25 protein-coding genes and 1 riboswitch are annotated in these 25078 nt (G+C 70.9%); of the genes, 10 read left to right on the plus strand and 15 right to left on the minus strand.

What is annotated here, in order from left to right; genetic code table 11:
- On the plus strand, positions 1 to 1200 hold a 1200-nt coding region (locus FV230_RS05535; protein ID WP_147841597.1), incomplete at its 5' end, for an FAD-binding oxidoreductase.
- A gap of 6 nt (positions 1201 to 1206) precedes the next feature.
- Here FV230_RS05535 and FV230_RS05540 read toward each other — a convergent pair.
- From FV230_RS05540 to FV230_RS30565, 6 genes are all read right to left on the minus strand, one after another.
- Complete coding sequence (locus FV230_RS05540) at positions 1207 to 2136, minus strand: 3-keto-5-aminohexanoate cleavage protein (RefSeq protein WP_147841598.1); 930 nt, start codon at positions 2134 to 2136, stop codon at positions 1207 to 1209.
- A gap of 158 nt (positions 2137 to 2294) precedes the next feature.
- Positions 2295 to 3785: a PepSY domain-containing protein gene (locus tag FV230_RS05545; protein ID WP_246694753.1), complete on the minus strand. Its 1491-nt coding sequence runs from the start codon at positions 3783 to 3785 to the stop codon at positions 2295 to 2297.
- Position 3786: 1 nt separating this feature from the next.
- Positions 3787 to 6000, minus strand: coding sequence for a TonB-dependent siderophore receptor (locus tag FV230_RS05550; RefSeq protein ID WP_246694754.1), 2214 nt, complete (start codon positions 5998 to 6000; stop codon positions 3787 to 3789).
- 293 nt (positions 6001 to 6293) lie between these two features.
- Positions 6294 to 6502, minus strand: a riboswitch (cobalamin riboswitch).
- 84 nt (positions 6503 to 6586) lie between these two features.
- Complete coding sequence (locus FV230_RS05555; protein WP_147841599.1) at positions 6587 to 7822, minus strand: phosphatase domain-containing protein; 1236 nt, start codon at positions 7820 to 7822, stop codon at positions 6587 to 6589.
- Between the two features lie 61 nt (positions 7823 to 7883).
- Entirely contained in the window at positions 7884 to 8870 is a 987-nt protein-coding gene (locus tag FV230_RS05560; protein ID WP_281408255.1) for a site-specific tyrosine recombinase XerD, read from the minus strand.
- Positions 8867 to 9019: a histidine kinase gene (locus tag FV230_RS30565; RefSeq protein WP_147730042.1), complete on the minus strand. Its 153-nt coding sequence runs from the start codon at positions 9017 to 9019 to the stop codon at positions 8867 to 8869. The genes FV230_RS05560 and FV230_RS30565 overlap by 4 nt, the downstream gene beginning before the upstream one ends.
- A 338-nt stretch (positions 9020 to 9357) precedes the next feature.
- Between FV230_RS30565 and FV230_RS05565 the strand changes: the two genes are divergently transcribed.
- The 5 genes from FV230_RS05565 (at position 9358) to FV230_RS05585 (ending at position 15210) form a co-directional block, all read left to right on the plus strand.
- The gene (locus FV230_RS05565; protein WP_147727186.1) at positions 9358 to 9963 is read left to right on the plus strand and encodes a shikimate kinase; all 606 of its coding nucleotides are present in this window, start codon (positions 9358 to 9360) and stop codon (positions 9961 to 9963) included.
- Positions 9964 to 9970: 7 nt separating this feature from the next.
- On the plus strand, positions 9971 to 11089 hold the full coding sequence (aroB, locus tag FV230_RS05570; protein WP_147841601.1) for a 3-dehydroquinate synthase: 1119 nt from the start codon (positions 9971 to 9973) through the stop codon (positions 11087 to 11089).
- Positions 11090 to 11170: 81 nt separating this feature from the next.
- Positions 11171 to 12430, plus strand: coding sequence for a glycosyltransferase family 87 protein (locus FV230_RS05575; protein ID WP_147841602.1), 1260 nt, complete (start codon positions 11171 to 11173; stop codon positions 12428 to 12430).
- A gap of 113 nt (positions 12431 to 12543) precedes the next feature.
- Positions 12544 to 13842, plus strand: a complete 1299-nt coding sequence (locus FV230_RS05580; RefSeq protein WP_147841603.1) for an HlyC/CorC family transporter — start codon at positions 12544 to 12546, stop codon at positions 13840 to 13842.
- Between the two features lie 177 nt (positions 13843 to 14019).
- On the plus strand, positions 14020 to 15210 hold the full coding sequence (locus FV230_RS05585) for a GGDEF domain-containing protein (RefSeq protein WP_147841604.1): 1191 nt from the start codon (positions 14020 to 14022) through the stop codon (positions 15208 to 15210).
- Here the strand turns inward: FV230_RS05585 and FV230_RS05590 are convergent.
- Positions 15195 to 16187, minus strand: a complete 993-nt coding sequence (locus FV230_RS05590) for a nitronate monooxygenase family protein (protein ID WP_147841605.1) — start codon at positions 16185 to 16187, stop codon at positions 15195 to 15197. The two genes, FV230_RS05585 and FV230_RS05590, sit on opposite strands and share 16 nt — an antisense overlap.
- 255 nt (positions 16188 to 16442) lie before the next feature.
- Between FV230_RS05590 and FV230_RS05595 the strand changes: the two genes are divergently transcribed.
- Entirely contained in the window at positions 16443 to 17072 is a 630-nt protein-coding gene (locus tag FV230_RS05595) for a pyridoxamine 5'-phosphate oxidase family protein (protein WP_281408256.1), read from the plus strand.
- A 46-nt stretch (positions 17073 to 17118) separates the two neighbouring features.
- Here the strand turns inward: FV230_RS05595 and bfr are convergent, their stop codons facing one another.
- The 3 genes from bfr to ruvA all read right to left on the minus strand — a co-directional run bounded on the left by bfr (position 17119) and on the right by ruvA (position 18791).
- A complete protein-coding gene (gene bfr / locus FV230_RS05600) occupies positions 17119 to 17616 on the minus strand; it encodes a bacterioferritin (protein ID WP_147727192.1) in 498 nt (165 codons plus the stop codon).
- A 48-nt stretch (positions 17617 to 17664) separates the two neighbouring features.
- Entirely contained in the window at positions 17665 to 17943 is a 279-nt protein-coding gene (locus tag FV230_RS05605; protein WP_147841606.1) for a (2Fe-2S)-binding protein, read from the minus strand.
- 230 nt (positions 17944 to 18173) lie between these two features.
- The gene (ruvA, locus tag FV230_RS05610; RefSeq protein ID WP_147841607.1) at positions 18174 to 18791 is read right to left on the minus strand and encodes a Holliday junction branch migration protein RuvA; all 618 of its coding nucleotides are present in this window, start codon (positions 18789 to 18791) and stop codon (positions 18174 to 18176) included.
- Between the two features lie 176 nt (positions 18792 to 18967).
- Between ruvA and FV230_RS05615 the strand changes: the two genes are divergently transcribed.
- Positions 18968 to 19594, plus strand: a complete 627-nt coding sequence (locus FV230_RS05615) for a YceI family protein (protein ID WP_147727195.1) — start codon at positions 18968 to 18970, stop codon at positions 19592 to 19594.
- Between the two features lie 6 nt (positions 19595 to 19600).
- Here the strand turns inward: FV230_RS05615 and ruvC are convergent, their stop codons facing one another.
- Entirely contained in the window at positions 19601 to 20164 is a 564-nt protein-coding gene (gene ruvC / locus FV230_RS05620) for a crossover junction endodeoxyribonuclease RuvC (protein WP_147841608.1), read from the minus strand.
- A 178-nt stretch (positions 20165 to 20342) separates the two neighbouring features.
- Here ruvC and FV230_RS05625 point away from each other — a divergent pair, with 178 nt between their 5' ends.
- Positions 20343 to 20633, plus strand: coding sequence for a hypothetical protein (locus FV230_RS05625; RefSeq protein ID WP_147841609.1), 291 nt, complete (start codon positions 20343 to 20345; stop codon positions 20631 to 20633).
- Positions 20634 to 20650: 17 nt separating this feature from the next.
- Here the strand turns inward: FV230_RS05625 and FV230_RS05630 are convergent, their stop codons facing one another.
- Positions 20651 to 21397: a YebC/PmpR family DNA-binding transcriptional regulator gene (locus FV230_RS05630; RefSeq protein WP_147727021.1), complete on the minus strand. Its 747-nt coding sequence runs from the start codon at positions 21395 to 21397 to the stop codon at positions 20651 to 20653.
- 202 nt (positions 21398 to 21599) lie between these two features.
- Here FV230_RS05630 and FV230_RS05635 point away from each other — a divergent pair, with 202 nt between their 5' ends.
- On the plus strand, positions 21600 to 22655 hold the full coding sequence (locus tag FV230_RS05635) for an SDR family oxidoreductase (protein WP_147841610.1): 1056 nt from the start codon (positions 21600 to 21602) through the stop codon (positions 22653 to 22655).
- Between the two features lie 4 nt (positions 22656 to 22659).
- On the opposite strand, the gene FV230_RS05640 is transcribed toward FV230_RS05635, so the two are convergent.
- From FV230_RS05640 to FV230_RS05650, 3 genes are all read right to left on the minus strand, one after another.
- Positions 22660 to 23403 carry an HAD-IA family hydrolase gene (locus FV230_RS05640; protein WP_147841611.1) on the minus strand — a complete coding sequence of 248 codons (744 nt, stop codon included), beginning with the start codon at positions 23401 to 23403 and terminating at the stop codon, positions 22660 to 22662.
- 10 nt (positions 23404 to 23413) lie between these two features.
- Positions 23414 to 24100 (minus strand): ribulose-phosphate 3-epimerase, encoded by a 687-nt coding sequence (gene rpe / locus FV230_RS05645; RefSeq protein ID WP_147841612.1) that lies wholly within the window; start codon positions 24098 to 24100, stop codon positions 23414 to 23416.
- Positions 24101 to 24209: 109 nt separating this feature from the next.
- Positions 24210 to 25070 carry a phosphoribulokinase gene (locus tag FV230_RS05650; protein WP_147727025.1) on the minus strand — a complete coding sequence of 287 codons (861 nt, stop codon included), beginning with the start codon at positions 25068 to 25070 and terminating at the stop codon, positions 24210 to 24212.
- Positions 25071 to 25078: the final 8 nt, after the last annotated feature.

Raw genomic sequence — 25078 nt, forward strand, 5'->3', positions numbered from 1 at the left:
GGGCGCGCCGTCGTCCCGCGCGGCGGCGCCACCGGCCTCGTCGACGGCATCCTCTGCGCGCCCGGCGACATCGCCCTGTCGCTCGAGCGCATGACCGGGATCGAGGCGCTCGATCCCTTGGCGATGACGATGGTGGTCCGCACCGGCACCACGCTCGAGGCGGTGCAGGCGGCAGCGGAAGTGGCAGACCTGTTCTTTCCCCTCGATCTCGGAGCCCGCGGCTCGGCGACGATCGGCGGCACGATCAGCACCAATGCCGGCGGCCTGCGGGTGCTGCGCTACGGGATGATGCGCGAGATGGTGCTCGGCCTCGAAGCGGTGCTCGCCGACGGCACGATCGTCTCGTCGATGCGGCCGCTGATCAAGAACAACACCGGGCTCGACTTGAAGCAGCTCTTCGTCGGCACGGAGGGGACGCTCGGCGTCGTCACCCGCGCGGTGCTGCGCCTGCGCCCGGCGCCGGCCGGCTACGCCACCGCGCTCGTCGCCTGCGCAGACGTGAACGCCGCCGCCGCCATCCTCGCCCGCGCGCAGCGGGCGTTCCAGGGCCGGGTGTCGTCCTTCGAGGGCATGTGGCCCGACTTCTACCGGACGATGACCGCGCCCGGCCGCTTCACCCCGCCGCTCCCCCGGGAGCACCCGTACTACGCGCTGATCGAGGTCGAGTGCGTACCCGAGGAGGAACCGCGCTTCTTGAGCCTGCTCGAGACCCTGATGGCCGAGGCGGTCGTGCACGATGCCGTGGTCTCGGCGTCCGAGGAGCAGCGCCGCGCGCTGTGGCGCATCCGCGACCGCGTCGAGATGCTGGTCGAGGCCGGGCTCGCCCGCCCGTTCGACGTCAGCGTGCCGCTCTCGGCCATGGCCGGCTACGTCGCCGAGGCGCGCGCGCGGATCGCCGCGATCCACCCGGACGCGGCCAGCGTCGCCTACGGGCATGTCGGCGACAACAACATCCACTGGAACACCGCGCGCCTGCCGGACCCCGCCCTCGAAGCAGAGGTCGAGGCGGCGATTTACGAGCCGCTCGCCGCGCTTCAAGGCTCGGTCTCGGCCGAGCACGGCATCGGGCTGGAGAAGCGCGGCAAGCTCGGGCTCTCGCGCTCGACCGCCGAGATCGCGACGATGCGCGCGGTCAAGCGCGCGCTCGACCCAAGGAACATCCTCAATCCCGGCAAGATTCTCGCGAACCCCGCCGGGTGACGGGCCTCAGAACCCGACGCGGTCGCCGCCCTTCAGCGACAGCATCTCGCGGGCATCGTCCGGCGTCGCGACCTCGAGCCCCAGCCCTTCGATGATCCGGCGGACCTGGGCGACCTGCTCGGCGTTCGACTGCGCGAGCCGGCCCGGGCCTGCCCAGAGGCTGTCCTCGAGCCCGACGCGGACGTTGCCGCCCATCGCCGCCGCCATCGCCGCGATGTTCATCTGATTGCGCCCGGCGCCCAGCACCGACCAGCGGTACTGGTCACCGAACAGCCGATCGGCGGTACGCTTCATGTGCATCACGTCGTCCGGGTGCGAGCCGATGCCGCCCTGCAACCCGAACACGGTCTGGATGAACAGCGGCGCCTTCACCAGGCCGCGGTCGAAGAAGTATTTGAGATTGTAGAGGTGGGCGGTGTCGTAGCACTCGAACTCGAATCGTGTGTCGTTGCCGGCGCAGGTGGTGAGGATGTGCTCGATCTGCCCGAACGAGTTGCGGAAGATGATGTCCTTGTTGGCCAGATACGTCCGCTCCCATTCGTGCTCGAGATCCTTGAAGCGGTCGAGCATCCCGAACAGGCCGAAGTTCATCGAGCCGAGGTTGAGCGAGGCGATCTCCGGCTTGAAGGTCGCGGCCGGGCGCACGCGCTCCTCGATGGTCATCGTCGGCGCGCCGCCGGTGGTGATGTTCACCACGCAGCTCGAGCGCTGCTTGATGACAGGCAGGAACTTGGCGAAGGCCTCCGGCGTCTGGTCGGGCTCGCCGGTTTGCGGGTTGCGGGCGTGCAAGTGGACGATGGCCGCGCCTGCCTCCGCCGCGCCGATTGCGGCGTCGGCGATCTCCTCCGGCGTCACCGGCAGGTAGGGCGACATGCTCGGCGTATGGATCGCGCCGGTGACGGCGCAGGTGATGATGACTTTTCGCGCGCGCGCCATGGCAGCGTCCGTCCCTGTCTGTTCGCGGACCGCTCCGGGCCCTTCGCTGCGATGGTAGCGCTGCCGCCCCGTGCGGGCCAAGCCTCGCTGAGCAAGCCTCGCTGAGCAAGCCTCGCTAAGCAAGCCTCGCCGAGCCGAGCGGGGGGATCGGCCCGCACTCAAGCCGGGCGCGATCCGGCCGCCGGCCGTCTCAGCCGGCGCCAGCCCATCGCCACGCCCGAGCCCGCGATCACCGATCCGGCCGCGAGCAGCAGCAGCATGACCCCGTCCCAGGCGGGCCGGTGGCGCAGGAGGATGCCGAGATCGAGGGTGTGCAGCAAGTCGAAGCCCCAGCGCTCGACGCGGCCCGACCGGTCGAGCCGGTTCAGGATCTCGCCGGTCTCGGGATCGATGTGGAACCACGTCGCCGCCGGGTCGTCGAACACCACCCGGAGCACCGGCAGGCGCCGGGCGCGGTGGTGCGAGGTCCAGTAGAAGTCCTCGCGCTCGAGCCGAGAGGTCGTCATCGATCGAGCCTCCGGGACCAGGCGGCGCGCGGCGGCGTCCAGCTGGTCGGGCGCGACCGGCGCCGTTCCGCAGCAGGCGATCTCCAGTCCGTCGCGGCAGGCGATCACCGCGAGCGGCGCACCGCCGAGCCAGGTGAACCGCACCTCCGCCGCGTCCGTGCAGGCGCGCTGGCGGATCGCGGCGCGGTCGAGCCCGGTGCGGGCGCCGGGTGCGTCGGCGTAGCGTTCGAGCATCGCCTGCGACGGGCTGGAGGAGGAGAACCAGCGGTTCGGGTTCATCGAGAGCCAGCCGCTGACGATGAAGCTCAACAGAGCGAGCCCGCCGATCAGGCCGCCGAGATGATGCCAGCGCGCGAGGCCGCGATAGGGCGTCACCGCGCCGGAGCGATAGCGTCGGGCGATCCGGATCCGCAGGAGCCCGAGCACGAACCCGGTGACGGCCCCGACCATCGCGATCCCCGAGACCCACACGATCACCGTGCGCCACAGCGCCGCCTGCGCCCGCAGCGGCGCGACGTAGAGCCAGTGCGGGACGGCGCCGAACCAGTTCCAGAACCGCTCGTGCGCCGTGGTGTCGAGCACCACGGCACCGGTCGGCTGCGAGACGTAGAGCTCGGTGCCGTCCGCATCGCCGAGCGCGATGCGGTGGAGCGGGCGCACCGCATCGTAGCGCTGGTGCACCGTCCACAGATCGTAGGCGAGCGTGTCGCGGTAGGCCGGGCGCAGGCTGCGCGGATCGTGGCCGGCGATAGCGAGGGCCTCGTCCGGCGACGCGGGGCCGATCGCCCGGCCGTCGACCGCGGAGACGGCGCGGCGGGACCCGTCCCAACGCGCGACCCGGTAGACCGGCTCGGCCCCCCGCATCGACAGGCTCAGCGCCCGGGGAAAGCCGGGCTCGTCGGCCAATGCCGCGTCCGGCGAGACCCGCACCGCGTCCCAGGCGATCGCGGGCAGCCCGGCCCGGCGCTCGGGCTCGGTCAGCGACGGGTAGGCGACGTACATCATCACCACGCCGCTCACGAACCACGTCGTGAAGAACAGCCCCGTGACGATGCCGAGCCAGCGATGGCCGAGATGCAGCCACCGCTTCCCCGTCTTGCCAAGCTTAGCGAGCTTGGCGAGCATGCGCGCCGTGGGGGCCATCTCAGAACGCCGTCGTGAAGGCGACCTCGAACGAGCGCGGTCGCCCGAGGAGCCAGTTTGTGCCGACCCCGTCCACCGCGTTTCCGCTGATCGCGTAGACCTTGTCGAACAGGTTGAAGACGCGGAAGGACAGGCGCGAGGCCGGCGTGACCTGATGGTCGAGGCCGAGGTTGACCAGCCCGTAGGCCGGGCGTCGCGCGGTGTTGCCGAAATCGCTGAACACCTCGCCGACGTACTGGAACCCGACCCGTGCTTCCCAGGCCGGCGCGAAGGCGTAATTGAGCCAGAGGTTGGCGACCCGCTCGGGCACGTCGATCGGCCGGTTGCCGGCGTACGAAATCGTCGCGCCGTTCACGGCCTGGTCGAAGGAGTCGTACTGCGCGTGCAGCAGGGCGAGGTTCGCGTCGACCCGCCAGAGCGGCGTGACCTGCAGCGAGAGCGCCGCCTCGACCCCGTAGGAGGATTGCCGGCCGACCTGCGTCGAGACGTTCGGCTGGCCCGGCACCGCCGAGATCAGGTTGTCCTTGACGATGCGGTAGCCGGCGAGCGTCCACTCGCCTCGGCCGTCCCAGAACACGCCCTTGGCGCCGAGCTCGACCTGCTCGCCGGTGGAGAGCTTGAAGCCGGCCAGCGATTGCGACAGCGTGATCAGGCTGTTCACCGGGTCCGTGGCGGTGGCGACCTGCGCATAGAGCGCGGTGTCCGGCGTCGGGTTGAACACCAGCCCGAAGCGGTAGCCGAGGCCCTGGAAGGACTTCTCGAACTGCGCGTTGCTCATCAGGTTCTCGCGCTGCAGGGTCGAGGCATCGAACCGGACGCCGGACAGGAACGAGAGCTGGTCGGTGAGGATCAGCCGGTCCTCGGCGAAGACCGAGGCCTGGTCGGTGCTCGTCGCGTAGGCCGGGCTGGCGCGGCCGTTCAGCGGGAACGAGCCCGGGTCGTAATCCGTCAGCGGGACGCTGGTGACGAGGCCCGATCCGACGGTCGAGAAGTTGTTGGTGTGCCGAAAGTCGATGTGGTTCACGTCGAAGCCGGCCAGGAACGCGTTGCGGAAGCCGAACAGCGTGCCCTTGAACGCGGCGTCGAACCGGTTCCCGAGCTGTTCCTGCTGGTGGTAGATTTCGGTGTAGTCGCTCCGGTCGACCAATCGCGTCGATCGGTTGAAGCTGTAGGTCTCGACGTCGAGCCAGTGGCGCCTGCTCTGCAGCCGGTAGGCGGTGTTGCGCACCGTGATGTCGGCGGTGGGCGTCCACTCCGTCTTGAGCTGGGTCCAGTTGTCCGCCCAGGTGATCTTGGCGTCGCGGACGTTGTAGTTCTTGAACCGGATGAAATCCGGGATGCGCCCGTGGACCAGCGGCGTGCCCCAGTAGCGCGCCGGCTCCTGATAGCCGAGGTCGTGGCTCAGGGTGAAGGCGAGGTCGGGCGTGGCCTGGAGCAGGATCGCGCCCGAGACCGCGAGGTTGCGGAAGTCGCCGTCCGGGCTGATCCAGCCGCCGGCGCGGTTGCCGCTGACGTTGAGGCGATAGGCCACCGCGTCGCCGATCGGGCCGCCGGAATCGAGGGCGAGCCGCGCGATCCCGTCCGATCCGACGCCGGCCCGCACCACGTTGATGGGCGTGAAGGTCGGCTTCTTCGTCACCACGTTGATGACGCCGCCGATCGCCCCGTCGCCGTAGAGCACGGAGGCCGGCCCGCGCAGCACCTCGATGCGCTCGACGTTCCAGGTGTCGAACGGGAAGGTCACCGTGTTGGCGCCGACGAACAGCCGCGTGCCGTCGTAGAGCTGCTGGATCGAGTTCGGCCCCGAGAACCCGCGGCTGGTGAAGGCGCCGTTGCCGTTGCCCGGCGAGGCGATGGTGGTGATGCCGGTGGCGTTCTGCGTCACGGCGTCCGCGATCGTGTCCTGGCCGCGCAGCCGCGCGGTCTCGCCGGAGATGACGTCGACGCTGCCGGGGGTCTCCAGGGGCGTGAGGCCGAGGCGGCTCGCGCCGCGGTCGGGCGTGCGCAGGTTGAGGCCGACGGGCGCGGCGCGGCTCAAGCCGACGCCGTCGCCCGCGACCGTGAGGGTGTCGAGCACGACGCTCGCCGATTCGCCGGCGATCGGCTGGGCGCCGGCCTCTCGCGGCGGAGCGAAGATGACGAGCGCCGTGCCGGCGAGGAGCGGGCAGCGCATCGCGCGCCCGAGGGAACGAGCGGTTTGCAGAAGAACGAGCATGGATCGGATTCGGCTCTATCGGCGCGACGCGACGGCCTGCCCGACCCTCGATCTACATCGAATGTAACAATGTTACAACTAGGCGATCGGCCGAACGTGGCTCGGCCGCCGGCGCACGGAAGCCGGGCGGCTTCCTGTGCGTCGTTCGGCGCGGGTCTCGCGGTCGGCAAGGGCATGGAAGGGACGTGCGGACGCGTGTGGTGGCACGTCACCGCGAACGAGGCCGCCCCGCATGCGCCGCGCGGGCCCATGCGTCTTGACACCCGCCGAGGCACCCCGCCCGACGCGTTTCGCGTGTGACCACGACTGACGGCAGGTCTCCTGGCTCGCGGGTCGCTGCCCCTCATCGTCTTCCCAGGTGCCGTGACCCAGTGACGTTTTGATGGAGGCTCGCCGCTTACAGTTGCGGGGGCAGCCGCGGCATCGGAAAGGCTCCTCGGAGCCTCGTCCTCACCGCGTTCCCTTTTGATCCCCGGGGGGAACCGTCCGCGCCAAGTGGCTTCCGCGGTCCCGAAGAGTCAACGGCCGGAATCACGCTCCTGTGAAGTGTGACCCGGCGGCGACAGTGACGGCGCGCATGGTGGCGCTAGGTCGAGACATGCGATCCGTCCTGCGCCGACGCCTCGATGACGACGTTCGGCGGCAAGGTTCCTCCGGCGCCGCTGAGGACGGAGCCGAGGTCGCCCGGCAGGGCGGTCTCCTCGGTCAGCTCCGCCGGCTCGCCGCCGGCCGCGTGCTCGTCCGCCACCAGGGCGACCGCGCCCGGTGCGATCAGGCCGAGGCCCGCTGCGTGCCGGGCGATGGCGGTGCTGTCTGCGGCGATGACGAGGTGGCTCCCGGCGGCCGCGACGACCTGCGCCAGCGCCTCGATCTCGCGGATGCGGTCGGCGTCGCGCGACACGTTGCGGATGTAGACCGCCTTCACCCGGCCCGGATGGTCGGCGACGATCCGGCCGTAGACCTCCGGGTCGTGCTGCCCGCTGTCGCCGATCAGCACGAAGGGCAGGTCGCGATACAGCGACAGCATGTGGACGATCAGGGCGCGCTTGTGATCTTCCGCCCGGCGGGGGAGGGGGTGCTTCCACGACAGGCCCCATTCGCGCAGGAACAGGATCGGGCCCACTGGGATGCCGTGGATCGTGAAGAACTCCGACAGCATCTCGTACAGGCCCCACGGCGCGCGCGAGACGTAGAGCATCGGGTTGGCCTCGATGCCGTCCGGGCCGACGTAGAGGGCCCGGTAGAGCGCGGCGACGCCGGGGAAGGCGACGCGGTTCTCGGCATCCTCCACGAACAGCCGCCACAGCATCTTGGCCTTGTTGGCGACGCCCGTGCGCATCACCGTGTCGTCGATGTCGCTGACGACGACGCAACCGGTGGCGCCCGGCGGCACGAACACCTGCCCCCGCGCCCGCACCGGCGGCTCCGCCTCGAGCGTGAGGTCGACGTCGTGCCAGCCATGGTCGCCCGCGGGCAACGCCTCCGGGCTGAGATGGACGCGGAAGTAGCCGTCGCGGTCGGTCTCGACCCGCGTCTGCGCGCCGCCGAAGCGGGCGGTGACGGCGGCGTCCTTCAGCGCCCGCCGCGCGATCCGCCGGGCGATGTCCCGCAGCTGCGCGCGCAGGCTCTCGTCGCCCGGTGCCGTATCGGGGTGGGACTGGCGGAAGATGCGGCCGATCAGGAAGATCTCGTCGGCGGAGCCGTAGCCGCGATAGGGCTCGATGACGATGCCGCCGCGCCCCTGCGCCCGGCGGACCGGGCGGGCGACGAGCTTCAGCGCCCGGACCGCGCCCTTCCTCCAACGCCGCAAACGCACTCCCATCGCCGATCGCCCGCTTCCGTCGCCCGAGCCGGTCAACGCCGCAAGCGGCGGATCGGAGCCCTCACGGCTGCACCTCCGGTGCGCCGTCGGGGCCGGAGGGCTCGTCCATCAGCGGATGCAGGTCGCGGACCATGCTCTTCAGGCGGTCGTCGAGGACGTGCGTGTAGATCTGCGTCGTCGAGATGTCGGCGTGGCCGAGCAGCTCCTGCACGATCCGCAGGTCGGCGCCGTTGTGCAGCAGATGGCTGGCGAAGGCGTGGCGCAGCACGTGCGGGCTGACCTTGTCGGCGCGCAGGCTCGCGGCCTCCGCCGCCGCCTTCAGGTCGCGGGCGAAGGCCTGCCGGGTGAGATGGCCGCTCTCGCTGTCGGCGGGAAACAGCCACGGCGCGTCGCTCGGCGACGCGGCGAGGTGCCGGCGCATCGCGTCGCGCGCCAGCTCGGTGAGTGGCACGAGCCGTTCGCGCCCACCCTTTCCTCGCACCACGAGGTAGCGCTCGCGGGTCGAGGCGGCCGAGCGCGGAAGCGCGATCAGCTCGGAGACGCGCAGGCCCGTGGCGTAGAGCAGCTCGAGCAGGCACAGCATCCGCTGCGCCCGTCGCGCCTGGCCCGGCGCCTCGGCCTCGACCGCCGCATCGACCTGCGCGCGCGCCGTCGCGAGCAGCCGGTCGACTTCGGCGACCGACAGCACCTTCGGCAGCGCGCGGCCGCGGCGCGGGCCGGTGAGCGGCGCGCTCGGATCGGATTCGGCCAGCCCTTCCGCGTAGAGGAACTTGTGGAAGCCGCGGATGCAGGAGAGCCGCCGGGCGGCGGAGGCCGGCTTCAGGCCACGCGGCTCGAGGGAGGCGACGTAGGCGCGGAGGTCCGCCGCCTCGATCTCGGCGAGGTCGAGGCCCTCGTCGGCGAGGTGACCGAAGTAGTCGTCGAGATCGCGCCGGTAGGCTTCGAGGGTGTTCTTCGCCGCTCCGCGCTCGGCGGCCAGCATGTCGAGGTAGGCCGCGATCTCGGGCGGCGTCCGCCGCTCGGCCTCGGGCGGACGCTCCTCCCTCACCGGCCGCCCGGCTGGAGCTTCGAGGCGGGGATGGTCACGCTCATTTCCCGCGGCGTCGGCGTCACGAAGGTCGCGAGCGCGAACATGCCGGCGAAGACGAGGCCGGCCAGGATCGCGAGGGTGGCGAAGAAACGGAATAGGGTCGGCACAGCGGTCGAACCTCGGGGCACGCGGACGCGATGGAGCAGGGCGCAGCGGGGACTTAAGTTTTGCGCCGCGGCGACCCGGGTTGCACCATGCCGCCGCCGCGCTGGCAAGGCCCGGAAGGCCACATCCTGCGCTCGTCTCGCCGCGACGACGGGCCGGCGCATCGGGCCGGCTCCACGCCGTCTCCGGGCCCTTTCCGAGATTTCAGGGGGCGGCGGCCGCGGGCCCGACCGCATGGGTGATAACCCCGCAGACTTGGTATAAGACCCGGGACACCGCCGCACCCGCTTCCAGCCCCGTCGCCGACCCGCCCTTTGCCGTCCATGCCGAGCCCCGCCCGATGACTACGCCCGAGCCGATGGGCGATCCGATCGAAGCGCGCCTGCGCCGGGCCCTCGGCTCGCGCTCGATCGTGCTCGTCGGCCTGATGGGAGCGGGCAAGAGCACCGTCGGCCGCCGCCTCGCGAGCCGGCTCGGCCTGATCTTCAAGGACGCCGACATCGAGATCGAGGCGGCCGCCGGCCTGACCATCCCCGACATCTTCGCGATCTACGGCGAGCCGAGCTTTCGCGACGGCGAGGAGCGCGTGATCTCGCGCCTGCTGCGGGCGGGGCCTCTGGTCCTGGCCACCGGCGGCGGCGCGTTCATGCGCGAGTCGACCCGCGCGCGGATCGCGGAATCGGGCGTGTCGGTCTGGCTCAAGGCCGAGCTCGACGTGCTGATGCGGCGGGTGCGCAAGCGCGGCAACCGCCCGCTGCTCCAGACCGAGGATCCCGAGCGGACCATGCGCGACCTGATGGACCTGCGCCATCCGGTCTATGCCGCCTCCGACGTGACCGCGCTGTCCCGCGACGTCGCCCACGACCGCGTCGTGCAGGACGTGCTCGAAGCCCTCGACGCCTACCTCAACCCGCCGGACGAGAGCCGCGCGGTCGCCGCGCAGTGAAGCTGTCATGACCGAGCCCCTCGCCGTCCACGTCCCCCTCGACCAGGGCCGCGACTACGACATCCTGATCGGGCGCGGCCTCATCGCCGGCGCCGGCGCGCGCGTGGCGGCGCTGGGCGGCAAGGCGGCGGTGATCGTCAGCGACGAGACCGTCGCGGCGCTCTACGGCGACGCCCTGCGGAGGAGCCTGGAGGAAGCGGGCCTGCGCTCCGCATCCGTCGCGGTGGCGCCGGGCGAGGCCTCGAAATCCTACGCGACCTACGCGTCGGTCTGCGACGGCCTGCTCGCCCACAAGGTCGAGCGCGGCGACATCGTGGTCGCCCTCGGCGGCGGCGTCGTCGGCGATCTCGCGGGCTTCGCCGCGGCGACCCTGCGGCGCGGCGTGCGCTTCGTGCAGGTGCCGACGAGCCTGCTCGCCCAGGTCGATTCCTCGGTCGGCGGCAAGACCGGGATCAATTCGCCGCTCGGCAAGAACCTGATCGGCGCCTTCCACCAGCCCCGCCTCGTGCTCGCCGACACCGCGACCCTCGACACGCTCTCGGAGCGCGAGATGCGGGCGGGCTACGCCGAGGTCGCCAAGTACGGGCTGATCGGCGATGCCGGCTTCTTCGACTGGTGCGAGGCCCATTGGCGCGGGATCTTCTCCGGCGGGCCGGAGCGCGACGAGGCGGTGGCGATCTGCTGCCGCGCCAAGGCCGGCGTCGTCGTCCGCGACGAGCGCGAGGACGGCGAGCGCGCCCTCTTGAATCTCGGCCACACCTTCGGCCACGCGCTGGAACGGCTCACCGGCTACGAGTCGGCCCGCCTCGTCCACGGCGAGGGCGTCGCGATCGGGCTGGCGCTGGCGTTCCGCTTCTCGGCCCGTCTCGGCCTGTGCGCGGGCCAGGATGCAGGCCGCGTCGCCAACCACCTCGCGCTCGCCGGTCTGCCGACCACCCTCCAGGCCGTGCCCGGCGGCTGCGGCGACGCCGACGCGCTGCTCGACGCGATGGCGCAGGACAAGAAGGTGAAGGACGGCGCGCTGACCTTCATCCTCGCCCGCGGCATCGGCCGGAGCTTCATCGCGCCGGGAATCGAGCGGGACGCGGTGCGCGCCTTCCTGCAGGACGAGTTGCGGGCCGGCTGAGCCCGACCCGCATTAACCGCGGCGGAACCTCGCGGCCCTATCGTCGCCGCGCTGGCGCTCGGCCAGGATGCGAGTCGGACCATGGGCGCGTCGGAGGGTATCAGCGCGTCGGAGCGCTTCGCGGCCAGCCTGCGGGAACGTCTCGCCGACGATGCCGGCCTGCTCCGCTTCGCGCGCCTGGCCGCCGCGTTCCTGGTTCCGACGATCCTGGCGCTGGCCTACCTTGCCTTCGGCACCGGTCCCGATCCGCGCCACAACTGGCTCGGCGACGTGATGGGCAGCGATCTCGCCCAGGTCTGGGTGGTCGGCCGGACGGCGCTGGGCGGACGCGCGACGGAGGCCTACGACCTGCCGGTGCACCTGCAGAACCTCGCTGCGGCCTTCGGGCCGGAATGCCGGTTCGCGTGGCATTACCCGCCGGTGTTCCTGCTGGCGGCGTCCCCCCTCGCATTGCTGAGCCCGCAAGGAGCCTTCCTCGTCTGGATCACCCTCTCGCTCGCGATCTTCGCCGCTGCGCTCCACCGTGCGACCGGGCGGCCCGACGCGGTGCTGATCGGGCTCGCGCATCCGCTGGTGCTCTGCAATCTCGCCTACGGCCAGAACGGCCTCGTCACCGCCGGATTGCTGACGCTCGGAGCGATGCTGGTCGACGGGCGGCCCTGGCTCGCCGGTCTCTGCTTCGGGCTCGTCGCCTACAAGCCGCAACTCGCAGCGCTGGCGCCGTTCCTGCTGCTCATGACGGGCCGCCGACAGGCGCTCGCCGCCTGCCTCGCCACGGCGCTGGCCCTGTGCCTCGCCTCGGTCGTCCTGTTCGGGCTCGCGCCGTGGCAGGCTTTTGCCGCGAGCCTGTCGGAGACCAACCGGATCATCCTGCAGGAGGCCGGCGCCGGCCTCGATCTCAATGCCAGCGCCTTCGGCGCGGTCCGGCTGGCCGGCGGCTCGTTCGTAGCGGCCTGGACGCTGCAGGTCGGCGCGAGCCTCGCGGCGCTCGCGGTCGCCTGGCGGGTCTGGGCCGGCAACGGCGACCTCGGGCTGCGGGCCGCGACGCTGCTCGCCGCGGCTCCGATGGTCTCGCCCTACGTGCCGGTCTACGACCTCGTCCCTCTGGTTCCGGCGACGATCCTTCTCGCGATCGCCGCCCACCGCGCCGGCGGCCTGCACGACCGCGAGCGGGCCTTGATGCTCGCCGCCCCCTTCGTCGCGCTGGTGCGCCCGGCGATGGCGGCGACGAGCCTCCCCTTCGGCTTCCTCCTCGGCCTCGCGACGCTCGCCTGCATCGCCGCGCGGGCGCTGCCGCGCCCCGTGCCGCGCCTGGGACCGGCGGTGCCGGCCAAATCCTGACCCTGCGCGCCCGGCGATAGGGCAATCCGGCGCCGAATCCCCTATGAGGGATGTCGCCGTCGCGCCTCGATCCCGAGCCTGCCGCGACGGCATGAGCTCGAAAACCCGGCGCGATGGAAACCCACACCGACCTCTGGCTGGCCGCGAGCATCGTCGTGATCTCGCTGCTGCTCTCGGCCTTCTTCGCGGGCGCGGAGACAGCCTTCACCGCCGCGTCCCGCGCGCGGATGCATTCCCTGGAGGAGGCGGGGGATGCGCGGGCGGGCATCGTCAACCGCATCCTGGCGATCCGCGAGCGCTTCATCGGCGCGATGCTGATCGGCTACAACATCGTCGCGATCGGCGCCTCCGCCTTCATGACGAGCGTGCTGACCGCGGTCTTTGGCAAGAGCGGCGTCATCTACGCCACCGTCGGCATGTCAGTGCTGGTGATCGTCTTCGCCGAGGTGCTGCCGAAGACGCTCGCCATCTCGAAGCCCGACAAGGCGGCCCTGATGATGGCCCGCCCCGTCGCCTTCGCGGTCGCGGTGATGGGCCCGGCGGCGCTCGCGATCGAGAGCCTGGTGCGGCTGATGCTGCGCCCGTTCGGCGTCACGATCGGCGACCACCAGTCGATCCTGTCACCGACCGAGGAGATCCGCGGGCAGGTCGCGCTGCTGCACCGCGAGGGCGGGGTGGCCAAGGCCGAGCGCGACATGCTCGGCGGCCTGCTCGACCTCAACGACCTCTCGGTCTCCGAGGTGATGGTCCACCGCACCAAGATGCGGATCATCAACGCCGACCTGCCCTCCGAGGAGATCGTGCGCGAGGTGCTGGCCTCGCCCTACACACGGATGCCGCTGTGGCGCGGCACCACGGAGAACGTCGTCGGCGTGCTGCATGCCAAGGACCTGCTCCGGGCGCTCGACGCGGCCGGCGGCGACGCGTCCGGCCTCAAGGTCGAGGCGCTGGCGCTCGAGACCTGGTTCGTGCCGGACACCACCAGCCTGCGCGACCAGCTCAAGGCCTTCCTCTCGAAGAAGACCCACTTCGCCCTCGTCGTCGACGAGTACGGCGAGGTGATGGGCCTCATCACCCTGGAGGACATCCTCGAGGAGATCGTCGGCGACATCGCCGACGAGCACGACGTCACCGTCTCGGGCGTGCGGCCGCAGGGCGACGGCTCGGTCAACGCCGACGGCGGCGTGCCGATCCGCGACCTCAATCGGGCGATGGACTGGAACCTGCCGGACGAGGAGGCGACCACCATCGCCGGGCTCGTCATCCACGAGGCGCGCGCCATCCCCGACCAGGGAACCGCCTTCAACTTCCACGGCTTCCGCTTCCAGGTCCTGCGCAAGGCGAAGAATCGCATCACGACCCTGCGGATCACGCCGCTGGAGCCGACGGGGAGCAAGCGTGGCGACGGATGAAGGATTTGGCCCGTCATCCCGATAACCTATGTTATGGAGTTTTGATATCAGTCAGGTCTGATGCGGGCGTTTAGATGTTGTTTATGCTCTAGTTTGATGTTGTGCTCAGTCTCGGGTGCCGTATCACAGGTGTGGTCTCGGCCATCGGAGTGATCGTCGGGAGACGTCAAGCGGACCATGCGTCTCGACATCGCGACCCTTCTACTGGTGACCTTCGTCCTCACGTTCCTCGTGGGCGTGCTCTTCGTGCTGTCGTGGGTCCAGGCACGTCGGACGCACGCTCTGGCGATCTGGGGCGTCGCGCACCTCGTCGGCGCGATCGCCTCCGGCGGGCTGGCCCTGCGCGGCACGATCCCCGACTGGCTCTCCATCGGCGTCGCCAACGCGATGATGATCGCCGCCTACGGTCTGATCTGGAGCGGCGTGCGGGCTTTCGAGGGGCGGAGCCTGCGCCTGTCGATCGCGATCCTGAGCGGCGGCGCCTTCGCGGCGGCCTGCCTCGTCCCGGCGTTCTACGGCTCGATCGCGGCGCGGGTCGTCCTCGCCTCGTCGATCGCAACCTTCTTCTGCGCGGCGAGCGCCTACGAGATCTGGCGCGGCCGGGCGGAACGGCTGGTCTCGCGCTACCCCGCGATGATCCTGCTGTGCATCTGCTACGCGGTTCGGATCCCCGCAGCCTTCCTCGCCCCCCTGCCGACCAGCCCAGACGCCCTGCAATCGCGCTGGGTCGCGATCCTGTGCTTTGCCGCGATGCTGTTCACGATCGCCATCGCCTTCACCTTCATGGCGCTGACCAAGGAGCGGGCCGAGCGGGCACAGCGGCTCGCCGCATCGGTCGATCCGCTGACCGGCATCGCCAACCGCCGCGCCTTCGTGCTGGAGGCCGAGGCGATGCTGGCGCGGCCCTCGCCGAGCGCGCTGCTGCTGTTCGACCTCGATCACTTCAAGCGTGTGAACGACACCTACGGCCACGCGGTCGGCGACGGGGTGTTGGTCGGTTTCTGCGCCCTGGGGCGGGCCTTGCTGCCGGGCGATCGCGCGTTCGGCCGGCTCGGTGGCGAGGAGTTCGCGTGCCTGATCCCGGCCCAGACCCCGGAGGCCGCCCGGCGCGAGGCGGTCCGCTTCGGCCGCGCCTTCGCCGCCCTGCGCCTGCCGACGCTGCCGCACCTCGAGGTCAGCTGCAGCATCGGCGTGGCGGTGAGCACGCCGGGACATGAGCGTTTCGACGACCTGATGCGCCGGGCCGACCTCGCGCTCTACCGCGCCAAGCGCAACGGCCGCAGCCGGACGGAACTGGCCGAGGCGGACGGTCCGGATGCGCAGGCCGCCCGAAACCGGCGACTGCCTTGGCCTCAGGCAGCCGAGTAGGCTGCGGCCCCCAGGCGTGCGCGGGCAGCCGCGTATTCGCGCGCGAGCCGTGCGACTACGTCCGCCACGGGCGGCGCGTCCGCGATCGTCCCGACGCCCTGGCCGGCACCCCACACGTCGCGCCACGGCTTCGCCCGGCTGCTGCCGAAGTTCATCGCGCTCTTGTCGACATCCGGCAGGCTCTCGGGATCGAGCCCGGCGGCGCGGATGCTGGGGCTCAGGTAGTTTCCGGGCACGCCGGTGAAGAACGGGGTGTAGAGGATGTCGGCGGCCGCGCTTTCCGCGATCATCGCCTTGTAGCCGTCGGCGGCGTTGGCCTCCGCCGTCGCGATGAAGCGCGTGCCCATGTAGGCGAGGTCGGCGCCCATCGCCTGCGCGGCGAGGATCGCGCTGCCGGTGGTGATCGCCCCCGACAGGATGATCGGCCCGTCGTAGAAGCGCCGCACCTCGCCGAGCAGGGCGAACGGGCTCAGCGTGCCGGCATGCCCGCCCGCGCCGGCGCAGACCAGGATCAGCCCGTCGACGCCGGCCTCCAGCGCCTTCTCCGCGTGCCGGACGGTGGTGACGTCGTGGAACACCACGCCGCCGTAGCCGTGGATCGGCCGCACCACGGCGTCGGGCGCCCTGAGCGAGGTGATGACGATCGGGACCGCGTGGGCGACGCAGGCGGCGACGTCCCGGGCCAGCCGGTCGTTCGAGGCGTGGACGATCTGGTTGACCGCGAACGGCGCGATCCGCCGCGTCGGCTCGGCCGCCCGCGCCGCGGCGAGCGTGCCGGTGATGAGCGACAGCCAGGTGTCGAGGCGTTCGGCCGGCCGGGCATTCAGCGCGGGAAACGACCCGACGATGCCCGACAGGCACTGGGCGATCACGAGGTCGGGCCCTGACACGATGAACAGCGGCGCGGCGATCACCGGCAGGGCCAGCGTGCCGCGCAACGCCGGGGGCAGGCGTTCGTTCGATGCGGATTCGGTCATGCGCCCGGCCTCTCGATCGTCGCGGCGAGGATCAAGGGCCGGGCGGTCGCGCCGTCAAGGCTCCGATGCAGGTTTGCCGACGACATCGATGGACACGGGCGTCGGCCGTCGCCAGGCCGTGGCGCGGGTTGTGCAGCCCGGGGCCGAGGTGCAGGCTCGGTCGGAGCCGGTCCGGCCTCGCGCGGCGATCGCGCGTGCCGGCCGGCTCGAGGCCATGTCAGAGGGCCGAGACGGCCCGAACCCGGAGGATGCCGCTTGAGCGGGACGATCGACGACACGATTCTCGGCGTTCCCGAGGCGTTGCGCACGCATGTCGGCGCGATCAGGCCGATGGCCGAGCACAAGGTGCTCCCGCGGCTCGATCACTTCGCGCGCGATTTCATCGCGCTCTCGCCCTTCCTCGTGCTCGCCTCAATGGACGCGGAAGGCCGGGCCGACGCGAGCCCGCGCGGCGACGCTCCCGGCTTCGTCCGGATCCCCGACGACGCGACGTTGCTGATCCCGGACCGCCGCGGCAACAACCGCGTCGACAGCTTCGGCAACGTGCTCGGCAATCCCGGGGTCGGGCTGATCTTCTTCGTGCCGGGCATCGACGAGACGCTGCGGGTGAACGGGCGCGCGGCGCTGGTCACGTCGGCCGAGATGCTCGCGCCCCTGGTCGCCCAGGGCAAGGTCCCGGTGACGGGTCTGCGCGTCGCGGTGGAGGAGGTGTTCTTCCACTGCGCCAAGGCGCTGATGCGGGCCAAGCTGTGGTCGCCGGAGGCGCAGGTCGAGCGCAAGAGCTTCCCGAGCCTCGGGCGCATCCTCGCCGAGCAGACCGGCACCGCGAGCGTCGCCGATGCCGAGCGCTCGACCGAGGAGGCCTACCGCACCCGGCTCTACTGAGCATCGCGCGGGATCGCCGGAGGTCCCCGGCGATCCCGCCTCCCGTTCATTCGGCTTCGGGGGCGATCGGCTCCAGGCCGCCGACGTGGCGCTGGGCGTAGAGCGGCAGGCCGATCTGGCGGATCAGTTCCTGCTGGGTCTCGAGGAAGTCGATGTGGCCTTCCTCGTCCTCGGCCAGATCCTCGAACAGGCGCTTCGACACCCGGTCGTTGATCGAATCGCAGTACTTGGCGGCTTCGAGGTAGAGCGCGCGGGCCTCGCATTCGGCGGCGAGATCGCAGGCGATGATCTCCTCGACGTTCTGGCCGATCCGCAGGGGATCGAGCTCCTGGAGGTTGGGGAAGCCGTCGAGGAACAGGATCCGGTCGACGAACCGGTCCGCGTGGTTCATCTCCTCGATCGATTCCTTGCGCCAGAACTTGGCGAGGTCGATGTAGCCCCAGTCGTTGAGCATCCGGAAGTGGAGCCAGTACTGGCTCACAGCGGTCAGCTCGCTGCGCAAGCCGCGGTTGAGATACTCAATGACCTTGATGTCGCCCTTCATGAAACCCGTTCTCCCCTTGGCCGTGCGAGGGAAAAGCCGGGCTACGCCTCAGGCGGCGATCCCCTCCTCTGCAGGCTGGACCTTTCCCAAACTGCAGCCGGTTGCGCAACCCGTCGCGCAGGCATGGGCGTCCTGTCCCGCCTCGAGCGCCGCGGCGGCGAGGGCGTTCTGCATGATCGAGCGGATCGTGCGGGCGCAACGCCCGCATTTCGGGCTGCAGCCGAGGCAGGCGTAGACCTGGGCCGGCGTGCGCGGGCAGCCAGGACCCGGGCCGAGACACCCGCGCACGGCGCCATCCGAGAGGACGTTGCAGGAACAGACGATCATACGATCCAAAATCCGATGGCTGGAGGCTCGTTTCCTTCGACGCCCTCGAATCGTTCGAGAGCGCTCGCCGTGCGTCGTCCCGGTCCTCGACCGTCGCCAGTTTAGAACTCTTGAAAACTAAGCGTTTTCAACGTGTTAGCGAACGCCACATGCCATCCGGCACCGTATGGGTCAAGGCTCCGGCGATCACGAGCGCACGATCGGATCGCGTCGTCGCGTTTCGCGGCTCCCTATTGCGCCAGCTCCTTCAGCGCGAGCCGGATGAGAACCTTCGCCTCGGCGTCCTCGCCGCCAGCCTTCAAGGCAGCGGCGACCGCGGCCGAGGCCTGGAGCTGGGCGTAGCCGAGGTTGACCAGCGCCGAGATCGCGTCGGCGACGGGCTGGGGCGCGGAGCGGTTCTCGACCGCGCCCGACAGGGCGATGAGCGCCGGATCGATCGGCGCGAAGGCCGGCGCCTTGTCCTTGAGTTCGGCCACCAGCCGGGCGGCCAGCCGCGGGCCGACGCCGGGCGCACGCGCGACGGCGGTCTTGTCGCCCATGGCGATCGCCGAGGCGAGCTGAGGCGGCTCCAGCACCGAGAGCAGCCCGAGGGCGACCTTGGAGCCGACGCCCTGCACGGTCTGGAGCAGGCGGAACCACTCGCGCTCGGCATCCGAGCGGAAGCCGTAGAGGCGGATCATGTCCTCGCGGACATGCGTCTCGATCGAAAGGACGGCCGGCTCGCCGGGCTTCGGCAGGCGCTGAAGCGTGCGCGCCGAGCAATGCACCTCGTACCCGACTCCCTGGACGTCGAGCAGGACGAAATCCCCGCCGTAGGAATCGACCACGCCCTTGAGCTTCCCGATCATGAGATCCCGATCATTCGCGCTGCCGCGTCCAGCGTGCCGTCCGCTGCCTACAGAATGCCGCGCATCCCCGCCATCCGGCGAAGCGTGGCGAGTCTTTCGGCAGGCCAGTCTTGAGAGCGGCCGAGCTTCGTGGGATCAGGGCAGGGAAACGGTCGGTTACAACCCAGGCGATCCCGATGCGCGGACCCTTGCTTCTCCTCGCCCTGGCACTCGCCCAGACGCTCGCCCTCTCGCCGGCGCGGGCCGCCGACACCGCGACTGCCCCCAGCGCCGACCCGACGCAGGTCCGGCCGGGCACCTACCGCCTCGATCCCGACCACGCCAAGATCACCTGGTCGCTGAGCCATCTCGGCTTCTCGACCTATTACGGGCAGATCACCGACGTCACCGGCGACGCGACCCTCGACCCCAAGGACGCGACCAAGATCCGGCTCAAGGTCACGATCGGCACCGACAGCATCACCGGCGTGAACCCGAAGCTCGACGCGCATCTCAAGGCGCCCGACTTCTTCGACACCGCGAAGTTCCCGAGCGCGACCTTCGCCGCCACCGCGGTCGAGGCGACGAGCCCGACCACGGCGCGCGTCACCGGCGACCTGACGCTGCGCGGCGTCACCAAGCCGGTCGCCTTCGACGCGACCTTCAACCAGGCCGGCATCCATCCCGTCGACAAGGCCTACACCGTCGGCTTCGACGGCCGCGCCGTGCTGAAGCGGTCGGACTTCGGCATCGACGCCTACCTGCCGATGCTCGGCGACGAGGTCGTCCTGCGCCTCGAAGGCGAGTTCAAGGCGGTGAACTGATCGGCCTCAGCCGAGCTTGGCCAACGCCGCCGCGATCCGCGCGGCGCCCGGCCCGGCCGCGCCGGGCGGCGGGTTGGCGCGCTTGAGCGCATGGGCGCCGCGATGGTTGACGTGGGTGATGGCGATGGCGAGCGCATCGGCCGCATCCGCCAGCTTGAACTCGGCCTTCGGCAGCAGGAAGCGCACCATCGCCTGAATCTGCGCCTTCTCGGCATGCCCCGAGCCGCAGACCGACTTCTTGATCAGGTTCGCCGCGTACTCGAACACCGGCACGCCGGCGAGCGCCGGCACCAGCAGGGCGATGGCGCGGGCGTGCCCGAGCTTGAGCGTCGCCTGCGCGTCCTTGTTGACGAAGGTCTCCTCGACCGAAACCTCGTCGGGCGAGAAGTCCCGCACGACCCGGGTGATGCCCTCGTGCAATTCGCGCAGGCGCAGCGCCAGCGGCAGGTCGCCGTCCGAGGTGACGACGCCGCAATCGACGTAGGCGAGCTTCGCCCCCGTCACCGTCACGACGCCCCAGCCGGTGCGGCGCAGGCCCGGATCGATGCCGAGGATGCGGATGGGCGTCATGAACCGGACCTTGGCCGCACGGCCGGAACGCCGTACCGGCTCTGTCTGAGCACATAGCGTGAACGAAGGGTTTCGCCAAACGGTCGCGGCTGGCCGACTTTCGAAACTGAGGCGATCGAACTACCGTCGGCTTCGCGGCGCGCCACGATGCGGGCCGAAACTGCGGGCGGGCTGGCGGATGAACACCCTCGATTGGCTGGTGCCGACCCTGGCCTTCCTCGCGCCGATGCCGCCGATGCGGCCGGAGCCGCCGAAACCGCTGCGCGGCAACGCCTGGGCGGCGGGCATGGTCATCGGCAGCGTCTGCCTGATGATGGTGCTGCCGATGTTCACGATCTGGAGCTTCTGGGGGCCGCACGATTCCTTCCAGGTCCGCTGCGAGGCCTCGGGCGGCCGCGTGCTGCAGGACCCGGCGATCGGGGTCGCGCCCTACCGCTGCGACCGCAGCGGGGCGGCCTCGCCCCGCTGACGCCCGCGCCCCGCGCCTCAGGCCTCGAGCTTGGCCACCAGCGCGTCGGACAGGGCGAAGTTGACGTAGACGTTCTGCACGTCGTCCTGGTCCTCGATCACCTCGACGAGGCGGATCAGCTTCTCGCCGGTCTCGTCGTCGACGTCGATCGTGTTCTGCGCCTTCCAGACGAGGCCGGTGCGGGTCGGCTCGCCGAAGCGCGCCTCCAGGGCCTTGGTGACCTCGCCGAAGGAGTCCTGCGCGCAGGTGATCTCGTGGCCGGATTCGTCGGAGCGCACGTCGTCGGCGCCGGCCTCGATCGCCGCCTCCAGCATCGTGTCGGCGTCGGCGACCGAGGCCGCGAAGCCGACCACCCCGACACGGTCGAACATGAACGCGACGGCGCCGGTCTCGGCGAGGCTCCCGCCGGACTTGGTGAAGGCCGAGCGCACGTCGGAGGCCGTGCGGTTGCGGTTGTCGGTCTGCGCCTCGACGATCAGCGCGGCGCCGCCCGGGCCGTAGCCTTCGTAGCGGATCTCCTCGTAGGTCTCCCCGTCGGCACCGGCCGCCTTCTTGATCGCCCGCTCGATGTTGTCCTTGGGCACGTTCTCGGCGCGGGCCGCGATGATCGCGGCGCGCAGGCGCGCGTTCATCGCCGGATCGGGCAGGCCGAGCTTGGCCGCCACCGTGATCTCGCGGGCGAGCTTCCCAAAGAGCTTCGAGCGGACGGCGTCCACCCGGCCCTTGCGGTGCATGATGTTCTTGAACTGGGAATGGCCGGCCATGGCGTCGCGCGTTCTTTGGGTCTTGGCGGCGGAGGGCTCGCGCCCTCGACGCCGCCGGGCGGGGATGCCGCGGTTTATACGCGCGTGCGGCGCGGGGAGGCAACGCGGGCGGCACACGGGAACGCGATCGGCCGACGACGGAAAGATCGGCGGCGACGGGCGTTCCCGAACCGCGGCCGACCGGCGCGCCGACGAGGACAGAATGCGAAAACAGGTTGAGCGGAAACGGACGGTCGTGGTCACGGGCGCCAGCGCCGGCGTCGGCCGGGCGGTCGCCTGCGAGTTCGCCCGGCATGGATGGAACGTCGGCCTGATAGCCCGCGGCGAGGCCGGCCTGCACGGGACGATCGAGGACGTGGTGCGGGCCGGCGGACGCCCGATGGCGTTCGCGGCCGACGTCGCCGACGCGGACGCGGTGAGCCAGGCGGCCGCCGAGGTCGTCGCGGCGTTCGGCGGTATCGACGTCTGGGTCAACAACGCGATGGTGACGGTCTACGCGCCCGTCCAGCAGACCTCCGCCGAGGAGTTCCGTCGCGTCACCGAGGTGACCTATCTCGGCCAGGTCCACGGCACGCTCGCCGCGCTCGAGCACATGGTGCCCAAGGATTCCGGCACCATCGTCCATATCGGCTCAGCCCTGGCCTACCGCTCGATCCCCCTGCAGGCGACCTATTGCGCGGCCAAGGCGGCGGTGCGCGGTTTCGTCGACTCGCTGCGCAGCGAATTGCTGCACGACGGCAGCAAGGTGCGGCTGACGATGGTGCAGCTGCCTGCGGTGAACACGCCGCAATTCGATTGGGCCCGCTCGGTGCTGCCGCGCAAGCTCGAGCCGGTGCCGCCGATCTACCAACCCGAGGCGATCGCCCGCCACGTCTACGCGGCTGCGCAGGCGGCGCCGCGCGAGCTTTGGATCGGGACGTCGGCCTGGAAGGCGATCGTCGGCAACATGGTGATCCCGGGCTGGATCGACGGGTATCTCGCCCGTCACGGATATCGCGGGGAGATGACCAGCGTGCGCGCCAACAAGCACCGAGCCGACAACCTCTACGAGCCGGTGGACACCGATCCCGGCGCCCATGGCCGTTTCGACGACCGCGCCGTCGGCCACGTCGCCGCCGCCGACCCGAAATGGCTGAAGCTCGGGCTTGCCGCGGCACTGGGTCTCGTCGCGGGGACGACGCTGTTCGCGACGGAAGCGCAGGGGCGGCACGATGCGCGCCGGCAGTCGGCCGGGCGCCGGCTCGCCCGTCGCGACTGACGGGTCAGACGCTCTCGTGCCACTCCCTCAGGCCCGCGAGCGTCACCACCCCGTCCGCCCACGCGAACCCGAAGACGTGCCGGTGCGGATGCCCCGGCTCGCCGAGATCCGACACCGCCGAGAACGCGCCGTCGAGGCGGTGGCTCTCGGTGTAGCGGCTGCGGGTCGCCAGCACCGGCAGGCCGGCATCGAGCGCCGAGCGGATGCCGGCGGCGGAATCCTCGAACGCGATCGCCTCCGACGGCGCGATGCCGAGGCGTTGCACCGCGAGATCGAAGATGTCGGAGGCCGGCTTCTTGCGGGCGGCCTCGTCGCCCGAGGCGATCACGTCGAAGGGGCGGTCGCCGGCCGGAAAGTTGACGGCAAGGAGCGTGTCCACGTTGGCGCGGGTGGTGGTCGTCGCGATCGCGAGCCGGACGTCGCCCGCCCGCGCCTCGGCGATCAGCCTCGCGACGCCTGGGCGGAGCGCGAGCGCGCCCTCCGCGACGAGGCCACCGTAGATCGCGGTCTTGCGGGTGTGGATCTCCGGCATGCGCGCTCGCAGGCCCGCGGCATCGCCGTGGCGGGTCGCGACGTAGTGGGCGAGCCGCTCCTTCCCGCCCATCACCGTCAGCAGGTCGGCGTAGCACGCCGGGTCCCAGTGCCAGGGCAGGCCGAGCTCGGAGAAGGCGTGATTGAAGGCCTGGCGATGCAGGTCCTCGGTCTCGGCCAGCGTCCCGTCGACGTCGAAGATCAGCGCCTTCAGCATGAGTTCGCCATCAGCATCGGATCGCCCGGCCGCGCGCCGCCTCGGCGCCGGCGCGGATCGCGGCGATCCGCTTGGCGTAGCGGTCGGGGCCGTCCTTGAACACCGCGTTGCCGGCGACGAACACGTTGGCGCCGGCGGCCGTCGCACGGCCGACCGTCTCGGCGTCGATGCCGCCGTCGACCTGGATGTCGATGGCGCGGCCCGCGATCATCGCCTTCACCCGCGCCACCGTCTCCAGCGCGCTGCCGAGGAAGCTCTGGCCGCCGAAGCCCGGGTTCACCGTCATCACCAGCACCATGTCGGCGAGGTCGAGCAGCGGCTCGACCATCGCGGCGGGCGTTCCCGGGTTGAGCGCGATGCCGGTGCGCTTGCCCAAGCTTCGGATGGTCTGGAGCGAGCGATGGCTGTGCGGCCCGGCCTCCACGTGGACGGTGATGCCGTCGGCGCCGGCGTCCGCGAAGGCCGCGAGGTAGGGGTCGGCCGGCGCGATCATCAGGTGCACGTCGAAGAACTTCTTCGTGTGCGGGCGCAAGGCCTTCACCACCGGGGGCCCGAAGGTGATGTTGGGCACGAAATGCCCGTCCATCACGTCGAGATGGATCCAGTCGGCGCCGGCCGCGTCCACGGCGCGGGTCTCCTCCGCCAGCCGTGCGAAGTCGGCCGACAGGATCGAGGGGGCGATGATGGCCTTTGGCATGCGGCAGGTTCCGAGACGCGCGGGGCCGACACGCCCTCGCGCGGGCTGATGAGGGGTGGGGAAGTCCGGCCAAAACAGCCGGACTTTTTGCCCGCGACGACCCGTGCGGTCAGGCGAGCCGGCGCTTGCGCTCGACGAGTTGCATGATGATCGGCGTGAGGATGAGCTGCATCGCGAGGTCGAGCTTGCCGCCGGGGATGACGATCGAGTTGGCCCGGCTCATGAAGCTGCCCTCGAGCATCGAGCGCAGGTACGAGAAGTCGATGCCCTTGGGGTCCTTGAAGCGGATCACCACCATCGATTCGTCGGCCGTCGGGATCCAGCGGGCGATGAACGGGTTCGAGGTGTCGACCGTGGGCACCCGCTGGAAGTTGATGTCGGTCCATGAGAATTGCGGGCAGATGGTCTGCACGTAATCCGGCATCCGCCGCAGGATCACGTCGGTGACCGCATCGGTCGAATAGCCCCGGAACGACCGGTCCCGGTGCAGCTTCTGGATCCATTCGAGGTTGATCACCGGCACGACGCCGATCTTCAGGTCGGGGTAGCGCGCGAGGTCCAGGGTCTGGTCGACGACGCACCCGTGCAGGCCCTCGTAGAACAGCAGGTCGGAGCCGGGCGCGAAATCCTCCCACTCGGTGAAGCTGCCCTGCGGCCGCCCGTAGCGTGCGGCGTCCTCGACGTCGTGGACGTAGTGCCGGGTCCGGCCCCGCCCGGACTCGCCGTAGGTGCGGAACACCTCCTCAAGCTCCGGCAGGAGGTTGGCGCGCGGCGCGAAGTGCGACAGCGTCGGCTCCGCCGCCATCATCGCGTGCATCGTCTCGCGGTCGAAGGCATGGAAGCCGTCGCCCTCGATGTAGACCGCCGACACGTCCTCGCGCCGGAAGATCTGCTCGAAGGTGTTGCGCACCGAGGTCGTGCCGGCCCCCGAGGAACCGGTGACCGAGATGATCGGATGCCGCGCCGACATGCTGCTAC

The sequence above is a fragment of the Methylobacterium sp. WL6 genome (assembly GCF_008040095.1).
Lineage (GTDB): Bacteria > Pseudomonadota > Alphaproteobacteria > Rhizobiales > Beijerinckiaceae > Methylobacterium.

Bases quoted from the DNA above. Each gene is read 5' to 3' on its own strand.
- FV230_RS05540 (WP_147841598.1), bottom strand. From the start codon at position 2,136: ATGGCGCGCGCGCGAAAAGTCATCATCACCTGCGCCGTCACCGGCGCG.
- FV230_RS05545 (WP_246694753.1), bottom strand. From the start codon at position 3,785: ATGGCCCCCACGGCGCGCATGCTCGCCAAGCTCGCTAAGCTTGGCAAG.
- FV230_RS05550 (WP_246694754.1), bottom strand. From the start codon at position 6,000: ATGCTCGTTCTTCTGCAAACCGCTCGTTCCCTCGGGCGCGCGATGCGC.
- FV230_RS05555 (WP_147841599.1), bottom strand. From the start codon at position 7,822: ATGGGAGTGCGTTTGCGGCGTTGGAGGAAGGGCGCGGTCCGGGCGCTG.
- FV230_RS05565 (WP_147727186.1), top strand. From the start codon at position 9,358: ATGACTACGCCCGAGCCGATGGGCGATCCGATCGAAGCGCGCCTGCGC.
- aroB (WP_147841601.1), top strand. From the start codon at position 9,971: ATGACCGAGCCCCTCGCCGTCCACGTCCCCCTCGACCAGGGCCGCGAC.
- FV230_RS05575 (WP_147841602.1), top strand. From the start codon at position 11,171: ATGGGCGCGTCGGAGGGTATCAGCGCGTCGGAGCGCTTCGCGGCCAGC.
- FV230_RS05580 (WP_147841603.1), top strand. From the start codon at position 12,544: ATGGAAACCCACACCGACCTCTGGCTGGCCGCGAGCATCGTCGTGATC.
- FV230_RS05585 (WP_147841604.1), top strand. From the start codon at position 14,020: ATGCGTCTCGACATCGCGACCCTTCTACTGGTGACCTTCGTCCTCACG.
- FV230_RS05590 (WP_147841605.1), bottom strand. From the start codon at position 16,187: ATGACCGAATCCGCATCGAACGAACGCCTGCCCCCGGCGTTGCGCGGC.
- bfr (WP_147727192.1), bottom strand. From the start codon at position 17,616: ATGAAGGGCGACATCAAGGTCATTGAGTATCTCAACCGCGGCTTGCGC.
- FV230_RS05605 (WP_147841606.1), bottom strand. From the start codon at position 17,943: ATGATCGTCTGTTCCTGCAACGTCCTCTCGGATGGCGCCGTGCGCGGG.
- ruvA (WP_147841607.1), bottom strand. From the start codon at position 18,791: ATGATCGGGAAGCTCAAGGGCGTGGTCGATTCCTACGGCGGGGATTTC.
- FV230_RS05615 (WP_147727195.1), top strand. From the start codon at position 18,968: ATGCGCGGACCCTTGCTTCTCCTCGCCCTGGCACTCGCCCAGACGCTC.
- ruvC (WP_147841608.1), bottom strand. From the start codon at position 20,164: ATGACGCCCATCCGCATCCTCGGCATCGATCCGGGCCTGCGCCGCACC.
- FV230_RS05625 (WP_147841609.1), top strand. From the start codon at position 20,343: ATGAACACCCTCGATTGGCTGGTGCCGACCCTGGCCTTCCTCGCGCCG.
- FV230_RS05630 (WP_147727021.1), bottom strand. From the start codon at position 21,397: ATGGCCGGCCATTCCCAGTTCAAGAACATCATGCACCGCAAGGGCCGG.
- FV230_RS05635 (WP_147841610.1), top strand. From the start codon at position 21,600: ATGCGAAAACAGGTTGAGCGGAAACGGACGGTCGTGGTCACGGGCGCC.
- FV230_RS05640 (WP_147841611.1), bottom strand. From the start codon at position 23,403: ATGCTGAAGGCGCTGATCTTCGACGTCGACGGGACGCTGGCCGAGACC.
- rpe (WP_147841612.1), bottom strand. From the start codon at position 24,100: ATGCCAAAGGCCATCATCGCCCCCTCGATCCTGTCGGCCGACTTCGCA.
- FV230_RS05650 (WP_147727025.1), bottom strand. From the start codon at position 25,070: ATGTCGGCGCGGCATCCGATCATCTCGGTCACCGGTTCCTCGGGGGCC.